Origin of the sequence: Streptococcus oralis (assembly GCF_026782375.1) — a bacterium.
Taxonomy (GTDB): domain Bacteria; phylum Bacillota; class Bacilli; order Lactobacillales; family Streptococcaceae; genus Streptococcus; species Streptococcus oralis_CL.
In genome coordinates this window covers 1,102,970-1,119,793 of sequence record NZ_JAKUWJ010000001.1, presented here as the reverse complement: position 1 = coordinate 1,119,793, position 16,824 = coordinate 1,102,970, and the positions used below count along the sequence as shown (strand labels likewise).

Here is a 16,824-nt window from a genome sequence, read left to right as displayed (position 1 = left end):
TTCAAAGGAGAAATGATACCGCTTACTCATGTATGCGGATGAAAGGAATAGGAGAAAGATGGATAGACATTTTTTTGAGAAACGCTGTCACTATAGTATAAGAAAATTTGCAATCGGTGCAGCCTCCGTTATGATTGGTGCTAGCATCTTTGGCGCCAATATGGTTCAGGCGGCAGAAACAGCAACACCTTCAGAGACAGAGGGAAGTATCACTCATGTTCAAGCACTGGATAAGTTACCAGATGATTTAGCTGCTGCGCTTGAAAAGGCAGATGCAGAAGTTGCAACAGAATCAAGTCATGAAGAAACTCCAGCGACTGACGAAGGAAGCAATCCTACATCAAGTGAAGAGGCAAAACCAGAGACAAGTCCTACAAGTCCTAAGCCAGCAGAAACGCCGAAACCGGTTGAAACACCAAAGGCAGACAATAAACCAGCTGAAACTGCTACGCCCGCGCCAAAACCAGCTGAAAAGCCAATCGAAGATAGAGAAGATGTCAACCATCTCGAAGGTGCTACTGCTCAGGCGAGCAACCATGAGACTGGTACCAACTTTACTGCGGATAAGGCTATCGACGGAGATGACAATACTCGATGGGCTACAGATAGAGACGCAGTAAAACCAACTTTTGAACTAACTCTGCCAAAGACTACCTTGATCAAACATGTAGAAATTGATTGGGATCGTCGTCTTCGTAATGGGCAAAATGACCCCAATATCAAATCTTGGAGTCTCTACTACGCAGGTCAAGAAGACGTGGGCGCTAATGGAGAAAAACAATGGAAACTAGCTCATACCAAAACTGGAGATCCAGTTTTAGACGAGAAAGTAGACCTAGCTGAAAGTATCAAAGCTAAGTACCTCAAATTGGAGGTCAATGATTACCAAGCTGGCACAATGGGCTGGAGAAATGTTGGGATCCAAGAAATTCGAGCTTATTCTAACGTTCCGGACCATAGTAAGGTAACGGATATCCGTCAAGTAACAGAACTAACAGTAGCAGAAGATGGACAGTCTCTTGTTCTACCAACTTTACCAGGAAAAGTCAGTCTCATTGGAAGCAACAAACAAGGTGTAATTGACCTTCAAAATCGTATCCATAAACCTCTAACAGATCAACGTGTTAAGGTTATGGTGCAGCAAATCAAAGACAGCCATACTTTCACTAAGGAATTTGAAGTAGTCATCAAGGGCCTACATCAGGACGAAGGTGTGGGTGTGAAACCAAAAGTAGCACCAGCTGTTCAACAATGGTATGGGAAAGAAGGCCAATCTTCTATCACTTCAGATACAGTTCTTGCGACAGGAGATTCAGGATTTGATCAGGCTGCAACCTTCTACCAGTCAGACCTTGCAAGCCGTGGATTGGAACTTGCAACAGGTGACAAACAGGCTCAAAAACGAATCGAATTTAAAAAGGTTGAAAACAAAGGTTATGGCAAGGAAGGCTATGGCATCACTATCCAAGATGATGTGATTACCATCGAAGCTGCAACGAACACAGGAGCCTTCTACGCAACTCGTACTCTTCTTCAAATGGGAGAAACAGACCTACAAAATGGCGAAATTCGTGATTTCCCAAGTTTCAGCCACCGTGGCTTTATGCTGGATACAGGTCGTAAATTTATCCCTTATGACACCCTTGTAGACATCATGCTCAACATGGCTTACTACAAGATGAACGACTTGCAGTTGCACCTCAACGATAACTATATCTTCCTAAAGGAACACTTGGCAGGTAAGAATTTAAGTCCAGAAGAACAACTCAAGTATGTACTTGAACACGCTAAGACTGGTTTCCGTGTGGAGACAGATATTGTTGGTAAGAATGGTCAAAAATTGACATCAGATGAGCATTATACCAAGGAAGAAATGCAAAATCTGATCAAACTTGCCAAGGCCTTGCATATCAACCTAGTGCCAGAAATTGACACACCAGGTCACGCCTTGTCCTTTGTCAAAGTCCGCCCAGACCTCATGTATCAAGGTAGTTTGAGTGATTATGCTGGCAAACACAATGTTGAGCGCGTAGCCATGCTCGACCTAGATAATAAATACGATGAAACGCTAGCTTTTGTCAAATCCGTCTATGACAAACTTCTAGATGGACCAGATGCTCCTTTGCATGGTGTATCCACTGTTCATATCGGAACGGATGAATACTATGGCAGCAGAGAAAGCTATCGCCGCTATGTTAACGACTTGACTCAATATATCAAGTCTAAAGGATATACCCCTCGTATCTGGGGCTCGCTCAGTGCGAAACGAGGTAAAACAGCGGTTGATTGGAACGGAGTAGAAGTTGATATCTGGAGTATTGGATGGCAACGACCAAATGAAGCCATTGCTCAGGGAGCTAAAATTATCAACATCACGGATGTACCGACCTATAGTGTACCAAGTGGAAGCAATAGTCAAGCAGCCTACGGGGACTATGCAAACTACGAACGTCAGTACAATAGCTGGACACCGAATGATTTCAGAACAGGTGGAGGTCCACTTCTGCCAGCTTCTCATCCAAGTATTATTGGTGGTGGGCACGCAGTTTGGAATGACAATATTGACCTTCATGAGACAGGTTTGACCTCTTATGATATCTTTAAACGCTTCTTCAAGAGCATGCAAACCACTGCGGAGCGCACTTGGGGATCTGATCGTGCAGCTGCGACCTTTGCAGAACGTACCCTACCAACGAGCCCTTATGCGCCACAGTCAAATCCTGATAGAGCGATTGATCAAAGTGATTTGTTTACTATTAATCCTAAGACAGTGAAGGACTATGCAAGCAAGAAGGTGAAGACAAGCGAGCAGGGATTGGCTTTTGAGAAAGACAGCAGCATCGAAGGCTTGGCTGGTGATGTTGGTCCAAGTCATGTCTTGAAGTTTGATGTGACTGTCACTGGTGACGGTGAACAAACCTTCTCAACAAGTGGGGACAACCGTATCTATCTGGCTGATAAAGATGGTTATCTTGCTTATCAATTTGAACAGTTCCATATCCAGTTCAAGAAAAAACTGGAGAAGAACAAACGTTATCAAATCTCTATTGTGACCAAACCACAATCAACTGAAGTTTATGTGGATGGTGAAAAGATTGAGCGTATCGCAAATCCAGAATACCCTCGTTTTGCACACAATAGCTTGGTTCTACCGCTTGAAAGCATCGGTGGCTTCAAAGGAATCTTGCATAGTGCAGAGTTGTCAGACAAACCATTTGTAAATCCTCGTTTGATTTCAAATGATAAGATTACAGCAACCGCAAGCAGTCAGCAACTTCCAGGAAACGCGACTGAAGGCGCTGTTGAAAAGGCCTTTGACAATGATCCAAATACTTTCTGGCATACTAAATGGACTGGTGACACTGCACCATACACACTTACTATGACCTTGAAAGAAGCAGAAAAAGTCAATGGCTTGACCTATCTCCCACGTCCAGGTGGTGGAAATGGTGTTGTGACGCGCTACGAAATCTACGCACAAAAAGATGGCCAAATGGTCAAGGTTTCAGAAGGAAGCTGGGACAACAACGCCCAAGAAAAAACAGTCAACTTTGCGGCGGTAGATACCAACAAGATTGAGTTGAAAGTATTGGAAGGCGTTGGTGGTTTTGCAAGTGCAGCCGAAGTTCATCTATTGAAACCTGCCAAAGAAGGACAAGAAACACCTGAACCAAGCCAGCCTCAACCACCATCTACTCCTGAAAAACCAAAAGTAGACCAAACTGGTGATGGAACAGTTGAATTGGCGGATCAATTCACTGCAAGCAAACCAGCTAGCGAAGACAGCATTGCAGCTGCCAGCAAGAGCAATGACTATCTTAAGAAAGAGTACAAGGTCTTCCCAACGCCACAAAAAGTGACCTATGGCGAAGGTGTTACGGCTCTTCGTAAGCAAGTCAATCTAGTTATGGGCGATCAACTCGATATCTATACCCGCAATCGCTTGAAGAGTGTCTTGCAGGACAATCAAGTATCTTATACAACTGGTAAGGCGGCAATCGCTGGCGCAACCAATATCTATCTTGGAGTGCATGGACAAGGTTCACAAGCAGAACAAAACTTGTCTAACGTTTCAGCAGGCCTCTTTGACAAGATTGATGCCTATGTTTTGAGCATCAAGGATAATTCGATTTCTATCGTCGGAAAAGACACTGATGCAGTCTTCTATGGTTTGACAACCTTGAAACACATGCTCAAGGAAAGTCAAGTACCAGTCCTTCGCAATGTAACAGTAGAAGATTACGCAGAGCTCAAGAACCGTGGTTTCATCGAAGGTTACTATGGAAATCCATGGTCTAACGCAGATCGTGCAGAACTCATGCGTTTTGGTGGCGATTTGAAATTGAACCAATACTTCTTTGCACCAAAAGATGATCCATACCACAACAAGAAATGGCGTGAACTCTATCCAGAAGAAAAACTAGCTGAAATTCGTGAACTTGCTCGTGTCGGGAATCAAAGTAAAACTCGCTATGTCTGGACTATCCATCCATTCATGAACAACCGCATCCGCTTTGGCAATGAAGCGCACTACCAAGAAGATTTGGCAACCATCAAGGCTAAATTTACCCAGTTGATGAAAGTGGGTGTCCGTGAGTTTGGTATTCTAGCAGATGATGCACCGAGCCCAGTCGGAGGCTACAATAGCTACAACCGCTTGATGCAAGATATGACCAAGTGGTTGACTGAAATGCAGGGAACTTACAGCGGTCTTCGCAAAGAAATGATCTTTGTTCCTGGCCAGTATTGGGGTAATGGACGTGAGGATGAGTTGAAATCCCTCAATGAAAATCTCCCAAGTTCAACATCTATGACCTTGACGGGTGGTAAGATTTGGGGTGAAGTCTCTGAAAGCTTCCTTTCAACTCTCAAGAACAATCTATCCGCAGGTGGCAAGACCTATCGCCCAGTTTCACTTTGGATTAACTGGCCTGTAACAGATAACTCTAAACAACACTTGATTCTAGGTGGTGGTGAGAAATTCCTTCATCCAAATGTAGATCCAAGCTTGCTATCTGGTATCATGTTGAATCCAATGCAACAGTCTGAACCATCTAAGATTGCCCTCTTTGCAGGAGCTCAATACTCATGGAAACAGTGGAAATCAGAAGAAGAAGCTAAGAAAATCAATGACATTGCCTTCAACTTTGTAGAAAATGGTCATTTTGAAGATAGCAAGGTATCAGCAGCCTTCCGCGAACTTGGTAAGCACATGATCAACCAAAACATGGATAATCGTGTCGTCAAACTAGAAGAATCGGTAGACTTAGCTCCAAAATTAACAGACTTCATGACTAAGCTCAAAGCTGGTCAGGATGTGACTGCCGAACGTGCAGCCTTGCGTGCAGAATTTGCCAAGATTAAAGAAGCAGCCGAACTCTATAAAGCATCAGGCGATAAAAAAATGGTTGCCCAAATCCACTATTGGTTGGATAATGCAATCGATCAAATGAATGCTCTCGATGCCTTCCTTACAGGAACTGAAGCCATGGCTACAAACGATGCAGCCAAACTTTGGGATAGCTACTATAAAGGTTTGAAATTGTACGAACAGTCTCAAACTCACACCTTCCATTATGTAGACCATATGGAAAAGGCTGAATTGGGTGTTCAACATATTCGTCCATTTATCCTATCCCTGAAGGAAGTTCTAGCGTCTGAAGTTCAAAAAGTCTTGCATCCAGACCAAATCATCAGCACCTTTATTACCAATCGAACAGGTGTAGAGGGAGGTTTAGCAGAAGTGACGGATGGTGACTTGGCAACTCATGCGATTATTAAATCACCAAATAGCATCAAGACAGGTGATTATATCGGTATGAAGTTCAATAAGCCGGTATCAATCCAAACCTTGACCTTTGCTATGGGAACTCAGGCTAATCCACGTGATACCTTTAGTAAGGCAGAAGTGCAATATCAAGATGAAAATGACAACTGGGTAACCTTGAAAGAGCCAAGCTATGTCGGAAATGAATCCCTTCTTAAGTTTGAGAATCTCAATATCAAGGCTAAGGCAGTTCGTATGATTGCGACAGCAGATCGTGAAAATACCTGGTTTGCAGTTCAGGAAATTGCAGTTAACCGTCCAGTTGAAAAAGCTCGTAGCCAACAAGCAACGACAGTTAGTCTAAGTTCAAACTTAGTTTACAAACTAAATACCTCAGCTCGTCAAATTACTGATGGCAAGGACAATACAGAAGCTATGATGGCAAATGCTGATGGTAGCAATACCACTCCAGTAGATGCCTGGGCACAACTTGATCTCGGTGAAGTCAAGTCAGTCACTAAAGTTCGCCTTCGTCAAGGAACAGGTGATAAACTTGCAGCAGGTGTGCTTGAGTATTCTACAGACGGTACTACTTGGCAGGAACTCGATCGCTTGTCAGGTGAGCAAACCAAGGAAGTGACTAGAGCAATCAATGCTCGTTATATCCGAGTACGCAATACTAAGGCACTCGACCTCTGGTGGCGTATCCAAGACTTCTCTGTTGAGACACGCTCTGGAAACAGTGAGTTAACGGACACCAACGTCGATGCCTTGAAGGAAACGCCGGTAGTGGATAGCTTGGGACATTATGAACTTCAAATACCAGCTGGAACTAAACTTCCTGCAAATAGCTATCTAGGTATGAAACTTGACCGTATCCATCAGGTCAAGAGCATCCAGCTCCAAGGCCAAGCCAACCCAGCTCTTAGCCTTGAGTACTCTGCAAACGCTCAAGAATGGCTGCCAGCGAGCCAGTTGACAGACAGATCTGCAGCAAGCCACTTAGTACGTTATGTGCGTCTGGTCAACAAAACAGATCAGGAACAAGCTGTTACAGCCACTTCTCTCCTTGTGACGACTAAAGAAGTGCAACCAACAAAATTGGAATCAACTTCAATGGGAATTCACCCAGCATATGGTAGCAATGATGTTCGTAAACTAAACAACCTAGATCAATTATTTGATGGTGTTTACAACAACTTCGTTGAGTTTTCAGACTATGCTCGTAAAGATGGTCATGTGACCTTGAAACTTGGCAGCGAACGAACTATCAAGAAGATTAGAGCCTATATCCAAGACGGAACTCAAAACTACCTTCGTGATGGTAAGATCCAAGTCAGCCAAGACGGTAAAACTTGGACTGATGTCGTTACAGTAGGAGATGGTGTGGCCAATAGCACACACGATGATTCATTGACAGATGGTTGGACACATGATTCTAAGATGCCAGGAAATCGCTACATCGAAGGTGAATTGACGACACCAGTCAAAGCCAACTATCTCCGTGTCCTCTATACAGCGGATTATGATGCCCGTTTTGTAGGATTTACAGAATTGGTCATCAACGATGGTGAATTTGTCAAACCAATCAATGATCCAACAGTAGAAGGAAACGGTGGAGAAAGCCAAGGCAACCTTTATAATAATCTTGTAGACGGAAAAGTCTTGACCAGCTATGAGTCTGAAAAAGACAAGGGCGAGTTGGTTTATCACTTGTCTGAGCCGACCAATGCTAACCACCTTCGTCTCGTTTCTAGTCTTCCTGAAGGAGCGAAAGCACGTGTTCTTGCTAGAACACTCAAGGATGGTCAAGACAGCTGGACAGACCTCGGTGCCATTACATCTAGTCTCCAAACCTTCGCTATCCGAAATGGTGGCTCTCTTCTAGACGTCAAATTAGTCTGGGAAGGTGGCAAGGCCGAGTTTTATGAATTGGCAAGCTTCCATCAAGAATTAACAGAAGAACCGGTTCAATCAAGTAAGGGCGAAGAGCCAGCACCTGTTCTTGAGGTTCCTGAATTCACAGGTGGTGTCAATGCAGTTGAAGCCTTGGTACAGGAACTTCCAGAGTACAAAGACCCAGTAGCAACGGTAGGCGACCAAGCCGCTCCAACAGTAGAGAAACCTGAGTTCAAGGGCGGTGTCAATGCTGTTATGGCTCTAGTGCATGAATTGCCAGAATACACAGGTCCATTATCGACAGTAGGCGACCAAGCCGCTCCAACAGTAGAGAAACCTGAGTTCAAGGGCGGTGTCAATGCTGTTATGGCTCTAGTGCATGAATTGCCAGAATACACAGGTCCATTATCGATAGTAGGCGACCAAGCTGCTCCAACAGTAGAGAAACCTGAGTTTAAGCTTAGCTCACTTACTTCAGATGAAGGTAAGACACCGGCACCGGATCTAAAACAAGAAGTGACGAACCGAGAAACAGCTGAACAAAGCTTGCCAGCAACAGGTGAGAGTCAATCTGACACAGCCCTCTTCCTAGCAGGAGTTAGCCTAGCCCTATCTGCTCTCTTTGTAGCAAAAACGAAGAAAGATTAGGATTATAAAACCTTCTAAGATTGACTAAGAGTATATTCTCTAAATCAATAATAGTGAGGTTCATAGAACAGAAAAACCTGAGAAGATTTCTTCTCAGGTTTTTCGAATTTAATAAAAAAGAAAGTTTGTATGGTATGAAAAAATCCACCCAATTTTGGGTGGATCATATTTTAAGGTTGTGCTGGTTGCGGGTTCTGGTTTTGTTGACCAGGAGTGGTATTCGGTTGTTGTGTATTGTTCTCGTTCGTACCCGAATTTGGAGTTGTTGTACTTGCTTGTGTACTAGAACTCTCTGAAGTTGAGCTAGAGCTTTCAGGTGTTGGACTTTGCTGAGGAGCAGGAGCAGTCCAGGCAGGACGTGCACCTTTTTTAAAGACAAATTCTCCACCTCTGTAGAGTCCTTCTGGCATAGTCCAGTCGCCAGGATTATCATCTTCAGATAGATAAGTCATCATCGAACGGTAAACCTTAGCAGCAACATAGAAGCCATCACCAACAATAGGAGTCAGGCGGTTCGAGTAACCAGTCCAAACGGCCATTGAATATTTACGAGTATAGCCAACGAACATTTCGTCAGGAGCAACATAACCTGTGTTCTTGACGTAGTTTTCAATCTCATCATCTGTGTAGTTTGATGTACCAGTTTTACCAGCTTGTGGCAACCATGGGAGGTAGGCTCCTCGACCAGTTCCATATGCTAGGACAGTTTTCATCATATCCGTCATCATATAGGCTGTTGTCTCTTTCATGGCACGAGTACCAGGATCAGAGAATTCTTTTGAACTGCCATCACTGAAGACAATTTTGTTGATATACATCGGCTTGCGGTAGATACCACCGTTAGCAAAAGCTGCGTAAGCAGCAGCCATCTTTTCGCTACTTGCTCCATACTTTTTGTTAGATTCAGCTGTATTACTTGAAATGGCATTTGCATAGTGCATATCTGGATAGTCAATACCAAGTCCATTTAGGAAGGTTTTGGCTCTGTCTAAACCAACTTTATTCAAGGTTTCTACAGCTGTAACGTTCCGTGATTGTTGGAGAGCATATTGGATGGTGATATTTCCAAAATAACTTCTATCCCAGTTGTAAACAGGGGTATCTGTCCCAGGATAGTTATAAGGAACATCATGTACAATCGAAGCAGTTGAGTCGTAGATGTCATACTCCAAGGCAGGAGCATAGTCTGTGATCGGCTTCATGGTAGAGCCCCAGTCACGGTTGGTTTCAACAGCTTGGTTGATTCCGAAGGAAACATTGCTTGATTGGTGACGAGAACCTAACTGAGCAATGACTTTCCCATTTGTCACATCCACAATCGTTGAAGCTACTTGCATTTCATCATCTGGATAGTTGACATACTCGTCGGTATTGTAGATATCCCAGAGATGTTGTTGAACTTTAGGATCAACGTTGGTGTAGACGTCCATACCAGTCGTTAAGAGGTTGTAGCCTGTTTCTTGTTCGACTTGATCGATTACCTCTTTGAGATAGTTGTCCATGTATGGAGGATAACTATTAGCCGATTTTAGACTTTGAAGTCCATCTGTAATCGGAGTATTAATCGCTTTTTCATATTGCTCAGCTGAAATGTAACCTTGCCCCTTCATCTCAGAGAGGACGAGATTACGACGTTCTTGAGCGGCTTCTGGATGCGAGTACGGATCATACTGGTTTGGAGCCTGAGGCATACCAGCAAGGAGAGCCAGTTGAGGAATACTTAGATCTTTGAGATCCTTGCCATAGTAACTTTGGGCAGCTGTCTGCATTCCGTAGTTACCGTTTGACATGTAAACCTTGTTGATGTAGTAGGTCAAAATCTCTTGTTTAGTCGCTTTTTGTTCTAGCTGGACGGCTAACCAAGCTTCCTGAGCCTTACGAGAAAGAGTCTGGTCAGAAGTTGACGTAGAGAAATAGGTTAACTTGATCAACTGCTGCGTTAAGGTTGAAGCCCCCTGAAGGCCACCACCACCACGAAGATTTCGTAGAGTGGCACCGAGGATACGAATAGTATCAACCCCACGGTGATTAAAGAAACGATGGTCTTCAATAGAGACGATAGCATTAACCAACTCTGTAGGGATTTCATTTGCTTGCGCATTTACCCGACGTTCTGATCCAAGATCGGCAATGAGTTCATCGTTTTTGTCATAGATCTTGCTAGACGTTGTAGCGACTAGTTTACTTTCAGATAGGGCAGGAGCCTTGCTGACATAGTAGAGGAAGAGTCCTCCGCCTAGCACAACTGCTGCGATAAATACAGTTAAGAGACAGATACTGACATACTTAGCTATTCGCAGGAAAATTTGTTTGTTCATCTTGTTTTACCACCCAGTAAATGTTCTTTGATAATATCGAGATAGGGAATCTGAGGAAAGGCACCAGGCTCAATCCTATATCCATTTTCTTGAATATATCCAAGTGGCATTGACTTTTGTCCCATATCTTGATGATAGAAACGAATCAAGTCAATGGCCGGCAATAAGTAGGTTTCTTGCTGAGAAGAAAAGTGAAGGAGTACAAAGCAGATCCCTTGTTGGGCAAGGACTTGTTCCATGTGTTGGATCTGATGGAGATGAAAATTCTTCATCGGGATCGCATGTTTCTGCCTAGTTTCCTTTGCTTCAAAGTCGATGTAGTATCCATCATAAACCCCCGAATAGTCTGTTGTTGAGGCCTGTCTGAAGTAGGCTTCAACGATCTTGGCTCGACTTCTTTGGGGATAATCGACACGTACGATTTGGATGGGAGTCGGTTTCTTGTGGATAACAGCCAGCCCATGCGATAAGTAGTAGTCGTTCGTAGCATTGATCATCTTTTCAAAGGACATCCCCCGATTTGCGAAATTTTTAGTTTTTGAAAGGGATGGTTGTCTTTTTTGTGATGAAATTTTATGTGGATAGTTGACCATAATTCTCCTTATTGGTACAATAACATCACTCTATTATACCATAAAAGTATACAGAAAGGATGAAAAAATGCATACAGCCTTGATTTTAGGCTATTCTGCCTTCGACCTTGGTCTCTTTAATGACAAGGATATTCGTGTTGACATTATCAAAAAAGCCATTGGTAGAGACTTGGAAGGTCTAGCAGAGGAAGGGGTGACCTGGCTTGTCTTTACAGGGACTCTGGGCTTTGAATACTGGGTGCTTCAAGTAGCTAAAGAAATGAAAGAAGACTATGGATTTCAATTGGCGACCATTTTTGATTTTGAAACCCATGGCAGTAATTGGAATGAAGCAAATCAAGCCAAATTGAGTGAGTTTAAGCAGGTTGACTTCGTCAAATATGCCTATCCACAATATGAGCACAAGGGGCAACTACGTGATTATCAGAAATTTCTGCTGGAGAATACAGATAGTTGTTATCTTTTTTACGACGAAGAAAAGGAAACCAAGTTACGATATTTTTACCAAATGATGAAAAATCAAGCGGACTATGTTACAAGACGATTAACATTTGAGGACTTGAATGAAATAGTAGAAAATTTTTCCGAAAAGTAAGGCTTTGACCTTGATTTTTACTTATCTTTTTTTATATAATAATACTAGTAACCCAGAATGGAGAGAGACATGGCAAGTATTATATTTTCAGCGAAAGATATTTTTGAACAAGACTTCGGACGTGAAGTTCGTGGATATAGCAAAGCAGAAGTGGATGAATTCCTTGATGATGTGATTAAGGATTATGAGACTTATGCAGCTTTGGTCAAATCTCTTCGTCAAGAGATAGCGGATTTGAAGGATGAATTGTCTCGTAAACCACAGTCAGTTCCCACTCAGCCTGATTCTATCGAAGTTACCGCTTCTACCTCGATGACAAACTTTGATATCTTGAAACGATTGAATCGACTTGAAAAAGAAGTGTTTGGTAAACAAATTTTAGACAATGAAGATGTATAATTGAGTGTCTATCAAGTGCATAAATGCAATTTTTGGATAATCGCGTGAAGAGATTCTCTTTTCATGAGGAAAGTCCATGCTAGCACAGGCTGTGATGCCTGTAGTGTTTGTGCTAGGCGAATCCATAAGCCTAGGGACGAGAAATCGTTACGGCAGTCGAAATGGCTAAGTCTTCGGATAGGTCAGAATAGGCTTGAAAGTGCCACAGTGACGGAGTCTTTCTGGAAACAGAGAGAGTGGAACGCGGTAAACCCCTCAAGCTAGCAACCCAAATTTTGGTCGGGGCATGGAGTGCACGGAAACGAACGTAGTACTCTGACTGCTAGCAGCTTTATGCTGTTAGCGGTAGACAGATGATTATCGAAGGAAGTGGTCCTAGTCACTTCTGGAACAAAACATGGCTTATAGAAAATTGCATATAGGTTGGGGCTGAGAAATCTTTCTCAACCTCATTTTTTAAAGTGAACAAGAGAAAGGTCTTGCAAGACTAGAAATGAAAGAACAATTTAATTTAATCGCAACTGCTGCTGCGGGCCTTGAGGCTGTCGTTGGACGTGAGGTGCGAGACCTTGGTTATGATTGCCAGGTTGAAAATGGGCGTGTCCGCTTCCAAGGAGATGTGAAGGCAATCATCGAGACCAACCTTTGGCTTCGCGCAGCGGATCGCATCAAGATTGTAGTCGGAAGTTTTCCTGCTAAGACTTTTGAAGAGCTTTTTCAAGGTGTTTTTGCTCTAGATTGGGAAAACTATCTCCCGCTAGGAGCACGTTTCCCGATATCAAAGGCAAAATGTGTGAAGTCTAAACTTCATAACGAGCCTAGTGTTCAGGCTATTTCCAAGAAGGCTGTTGTGAAGAAATTACAAAAACACTATGCCCGCCCAGAAGGAGTTCCCTTGATGGAAACGGGTCCCGAGTTTAAGATTGAGGTATCTATCCTGAAAGATGTGGCAACGGTCATGATTGACACGACAGGATCCAGTCTCTTTAAACGTGGTTATCGTACGGAAAAGGGTGGAGCGCCGATCAAGGAAAATATGGCAGCGGCCATTTTACAACTATCTAACTGGTATCCAGACAAGCCCTTGATTGATCCAACCTGTGGTTCAGGAACTTTCTGTATCGAGGCGGCTATGATTGCTAGAAAGATGGCTCCTGGCCTTCGCCGTTCCTTTGCTTTTGAAGAATGGAACTGGGTCAGCGATCGGTTAATCCAAGAAGTTCGCACAGAGGCGGCTAAGAAAATTGATCGTGAACTTGAGCTGGACATTATGGGCTGTGATATTGATGCTCGCATGGTGGAGATTGCCAAGGCAAATGCCCAAGCAGCAGGCGTCGCAGGTGATATCACCTTTAAACAAATGCGGGTACAAGACTTGCGCTCGGACAAGGTAAATGGTGTCATCATCTCCAATCCGCCATATGGTGAGCGTTTGTCTGATGATGTAGGAGTTACCAAGCTTTATGCTGAGATGGGACAGGTATTTGCGCCACTGAAAACCTGGAGTAAATTTATCCTGACCAGTGATGAAGCATTTGAAAGTAAGTACGGAAGCCCAGCTGATAAAAAACGAAAACTGTATAACGGGACCTTAAAAGTGGATTTGTATCAATACTTTGGTCAGCGTGTCAAACGTCAGGAGTTAAAATAGAAAGGTGAACTCATGAGTAAGAAAAGACGTGATCGTCATAAAAAAGGACATCAAGAACCCAAATTTGACTTTGATGAAGCAAAAGATTTGACTGTTGGTCAAGTGATTCGTAAGAATGAAGAGGTGGAGGCTGGAGTATTGCCTGAGGACAACATCTTGGACAAATACATCAAACAACACCGTGAAGAGATTGAAGCTGACAAGTTTGAAACTCGTCAGTTTAAAAAAGAAGAACTAGCTTCCACTCAAAGTCTAGAAGATATGATTCAAGAAGTGCGAGAATCTAGCGAGACTTCTGAAGAAGTTGAAGAAACACTTCTTGTTACGGAGGAAGTTTCTGGCCATACAGAAGAAACGGAGGCTGCTAGTGTTGTTCTGTCTCCTCTAGATGAAGAAAATGAAGAACTGGAGCCACTTGTATTAACCAACACAGCAACAGAAGAAGAGACAGAAAGTCTAGAAGAAGAAGTGATTGTTCCTCTATCACGCTCGGCTCAGGCGGAGCCTGAGAAAGACTCTAAGAAAAAGGGAATGATTATCATTGCCTCAGTGGTGGCTGCAATTCTTGTTCTTGCTGGAACGTATTATGTCTACCGACAAGTATCTCGCTCAAACCAAGAAATTCAGGCTTCTCAATCATCTTCAAGCAATCAGGAATCGCAAACCGACTTGCAAGAGTTTAATACGCTCTATGATGCCTTTTATACAGATGAGAATAAGACAGCTTTGAAAAATAGCCAGTTCAATAAGTTGAGTCAACTGAAAATCTTGCTAGATAAGTTAGAAGGTAGTCGTAATCATACATTAGCTAAGTCAAAATACGATAGTTTAGCAACTCAAATCAAGGCCATCCAAGATGTCAATGCCCTCTTTGAAAGTCCGGCAATCACTGACGGTGTCTTGGATACCAATGCGAAAGCTAAAGCAGATGCTAAGTTTACAGAAATCAAGACTGGGAACACAGAATTAGACAAGCTCTTGGATAAGGCCATTAGCCTCGGTAAGAGCCAACAAACCAGTGCTTCTAGTTCAAGTTCAAGCTCTAGTCAAGCAAGTTCAAGTTCAGCTACAGAAAGCAATGCGAGCAGCACGACACCTTCAACAAGTACCACCGCACCAGCTAGAGATACCAATGGTGGTTTGTCTGGCGATGGGGTTAATCTTCAAAGAAGTGCTAGCCGTGTACCGTACAACCAATCAGCTGTAGACGATAGCAACAACCCTGCTTGGACGTTTGCAGATGGTGTTTTGGAACAAATCCTAGCAACATCACGTGCTCGCGGTTATATCACTGGAAATCAATATATCCTAGAACGGGTCAATATCGTAAACGGAAATGGTTATTACAACCTCTACAAACCAGATGGAACCTATCTCTTCACCCTCAACTGTAAGACGGGTTACTTTGTAGGGAATGGTTCTGGTCACGCTGATGACTTGGACTACTAAGCAACCGTTACAAAATTCTTTCCTTTCATAGGTAAAAATGATAAAATAAAACATATTAAACAAGAGGAGTGTCACATGACAAAAGCTAACTTTGGTGTCGTTGGTATGGCCGTAATGGGTCGTAACCTTGCCCTAAATATCGAATCTCGTGGTTATACAGTTGCCATTTACAACCGTAGTAAAGAAAAAACAGAAGACGTAATTGCTTGCCATCCTGAAAAGAACTTTGTGCCAAGCTATGACGTTGAAAGCTTTGTAAACTCAATCGAAAAACCTCGTCGTATCATGCTGATGGTTCAAGCTGGACCTGGTACTGATGCAACTATCCAAGCTCTTCTTCCCCACCTTGACAAGGGTGATATCTTGATCGACGGAGGAAACACTTTCTACAAAGATACCATCCGTCGTAACGAAGAGTTGGCTAACTCAGGCATCAACTTTATCGGTACTGGGGTTTCTGGTGGTGAAAAAGGTGCCCTTGAAGGTCCTTCTATCATGCCAGGTGGACAAAAAGAAGCCTACGAATTGGTTGCTGATGTTCTCGAAGAAATCTCAGCTAAAGCACCAGAAGATGGCAAACCATGTGTGACTTACATCGGTCCTGATGGAGCTGGTCACTATGTGAAAATGGTCCACAACGGTATCGAGTATGGTGACATGCAATTGATCGCAGAAAGCTATGACCTCATGCAACACTTGCTCGGTCTTTCTGCAGAAGATATGGCTGAAATCTTTACTGAGTGGAACAAGGGTGAATTGGATAGCTACTTGATTGAAATCACAGCTGATATTCTTGGACGCAAAGACGATGAAGGTCAAGATGGCCCAATCGTAGACTACATCCTTGATGCCGCAGGTAATAAGGGAACTGGTAAATGGACTAGCCAATCATCACTTGACCTTGGTGTGCCATTATCACTTATCACGGAGTCAGTATTTGCTCGCTACATCTCTACATACAAAGAAGAGCGTGTGCATGCTAGCAAGGTGCTTCCAAAACCAGCTGCCTTCAAATTTGAAGGTGACAAGGCTGAATTGATCGAAAAGATCCGTCAAGCCCTTTACTTCTCAAAAATTATCTCATACGCACAAGGTTTTGCCCAATTGCGTGTAGCTTCTAAAGAAAATAACTGGAACTTGCCATTTGCGGACATCGCATCTATCTGGCGTGATGGCTGTATCATCCGTTCTCGTTTCTTGCAAAAGATTACAGATGCTTACAACCGTGATGCAGACCTTGCTAACCTTCTTTTGGATGAGTACTTCTTGGATGTTACTGCTAAGTACCAACAAGCAGTGCGTGATATCGTAGCTCTTGCTGTTCAAGCTGGTGTGCCAGTGCCAACTTTCTCAGCAGCCATTACTTACTTTGATAGCTACCGTTCAGCTGACCTTCCTGCTAACTTGATCCAAGCGCAACGTGATTACTTTGGTGCCCACACTTACCAACGTAAAGACAAAGAAGGAACATTCCACTACTCTTGGTATGACGAAAAATAAGTAGG

The 16,824-nt window shown here is 43.2% G+C and carries 8 protein-coding genes and 1 other RNA gene; 7 read left to right on the top strand and 2 right to left on the bottom strand.

Annotated elements, in window-relative coordinates:
• Positions 1 to 58 precede the first annotated feature (58 nt).
• Entirely contained in the window at positions 59 to 8,314 is an 8,256-nt protein-coding gene (locus tag MK409_RS05510) for an SIALI-17 repeat-containing surface protein (RefSeq protein ID WP_268705592.1), read from the top strand.
• Between the two features lie 170 nt (positions 8,315 to 8,484).
• On the opposite strand, the gene pbp1a is transcribed toward MK409_RS05510, so the two are convergent.
• Both pbp1a and recU read right to left on the bottom strand, forming a co-directional pair.
• Entirely contained in the window at positions 8,485 to 10,632 is a 2,148-nt protein-coding gene (pbp1a, locus tag MK409_RS05505) for a penicillin-binding protein PBP1A (RefSeq protein ID WP_268705591.1), read from the bottom strand.
• Positions 10,629 to 11,225, bottom strand: a complete 597-nt coding sequence (gene recU, locus MK409_RS05500; protein WP_000248765.1) for a Holliday junction resolvase RecU — start codon at positions 11,223 to 11,225, stop codon at positions 10,629 to 10,631. Before recU ends, pbp1a begins: the two co-directional genes overlap by 4 nt.
• Positions 11,226 to 11,292: 67 nt before the next feature.
• On the opposite strand from recU, the gene MK409_RS05495 reads away from it, so the two are divergent.
• The 6 genes from MK409_RS05495 to gndA all read left to right on the top strand — a co-directional run bounded on the left by MK409_RS05495 (position 11,293) and on the right by gndA (position 16,819).
• Positions 11,293 to 11,820: a DUF1273 domain-containing protein gene (locus tag MK409_RS05495; RefSeq protein ID WP_268705590.1), complete on the top strand. Its 528-nt coding sequence runs from the start codon at positions 11,293 to 11,295 to the stop codon at positions 11,818 to 11,820.
• A gap of 69 nt (positions 11,821 to 11,889) precedes the next feature.
• Positions 11,890 to 12,219 (top strand): cell division regulator GpsB, encoded by a 330-nt coding sequence (gpsB, locus tag MK409_RS05490; protein ID WP_000146521.1) that lies wholly within the window; start codon positions 11,890 to 11,892, stop codon positions 12,217 to 12,219.
• Positions 12,220 to 12,247: 28 nt separating this feature from the next.
• Positions 12,248 to 12,629, top strand: an RNA gene (gene rnpB / locus MK409_RS05485) — RNase P RNA component class B.
• A gap of 83 nt (positions 12,630 to 12,712) precedes the next feature.
• On the top strand, positions 12,713 to 13,870 hold the full coding sequence (locus MK409_RS05480) for a THUMP domain-containing class I SAM-dependent RNA methyltransferase (protein WP_268705589.1): 1,158 nt from the start codon (positions 12,713 to 12,715) through the stop codon (positions 13,868 to 13,870).
• 12 nt (positions 13,871 to 13,882) lie between these two features.
• Positions 13,883 to 15,319, top strand: coding sequence for a cell division site-positioning protein MapZ (mapZ, locus tag MK409_RS05475; RefSeq protein ID WP_268705588.1), 1,437 nt, complete (start codon positions 13,883 to 13,885; stop codon positions 15,317 to 15,319).
• Positions 15,320 to 15,394: 75 nt separating this feature from the next.
• On the top strand, positions 15,395 to 16,819 hold the full coding sequence (gene gndA / locus MK409_RS05470; protein WP_268705587.1) for an NADP-dependent phosphogluconate dehydrogenase: 1,425 nt from the start codon (positions 15,395 to 15,397) through the stop codon (positions 16,817 to 16,819).
• Positions 16,820 to 16,824: the final 5 nt, after the last annotated feature.

Bases quoted from the DNA above. Each gene is read 5' to 3' on its own strand.
- MK409_RS05510 (WP_268705592.1), top strand. From the start codon at position 59: ATGGATAGACATTTTTTTGAGAAACGCTGTCACTATAGTATAAGAAAA.
- pbp1a (WP_268705591.1), bottom strand. From the start codon at position 10,632: ATGAACAAACAAATTTTCCTGCGAATAGCTAAGTATGTCAGTATCTGT.
- recU (WP_000248765.1), bottom strand. From the start codon at position 11,225: ATGGTCAACTATCCACATAAAATTTCATCACAAAAAAGACAACCATCC.
- MK409_RS05495 (WP_268705590.1), top strand. From the start codon at position 11,293: ATGCATACAGCCTTGATTTTAGGCTATTCTGCCTTCGACCTTGGTCTC.
- gpsB (WP_000146521.1), top strand. From the start codon at position 11,890: ATGGCAAGTATTATATTTTCAGCGAAAGATATTTTTGAACAAGACTTC.
- MK409_RS05480 (WP_268705589.1), top strand. From the start codon at position 12,713: ATGAAAGAACAATTTAATTTAATCGCAACTGCTGCTGCGGGCCTTGAG.
- mapZ (WP_268705588.1), top strand. From the start codon at position 13,883: ATGAGTAAGAAAAGACGTGATCGTCATAAAAAAGGACATCAAGAACCC.
- gndA (WP_268705587.1), top strand. From the start codon at position 15,395: ATGACAAAAGCTAACTTTGGTGTCGTTGGTATGGCCGTAATGGGTCGT.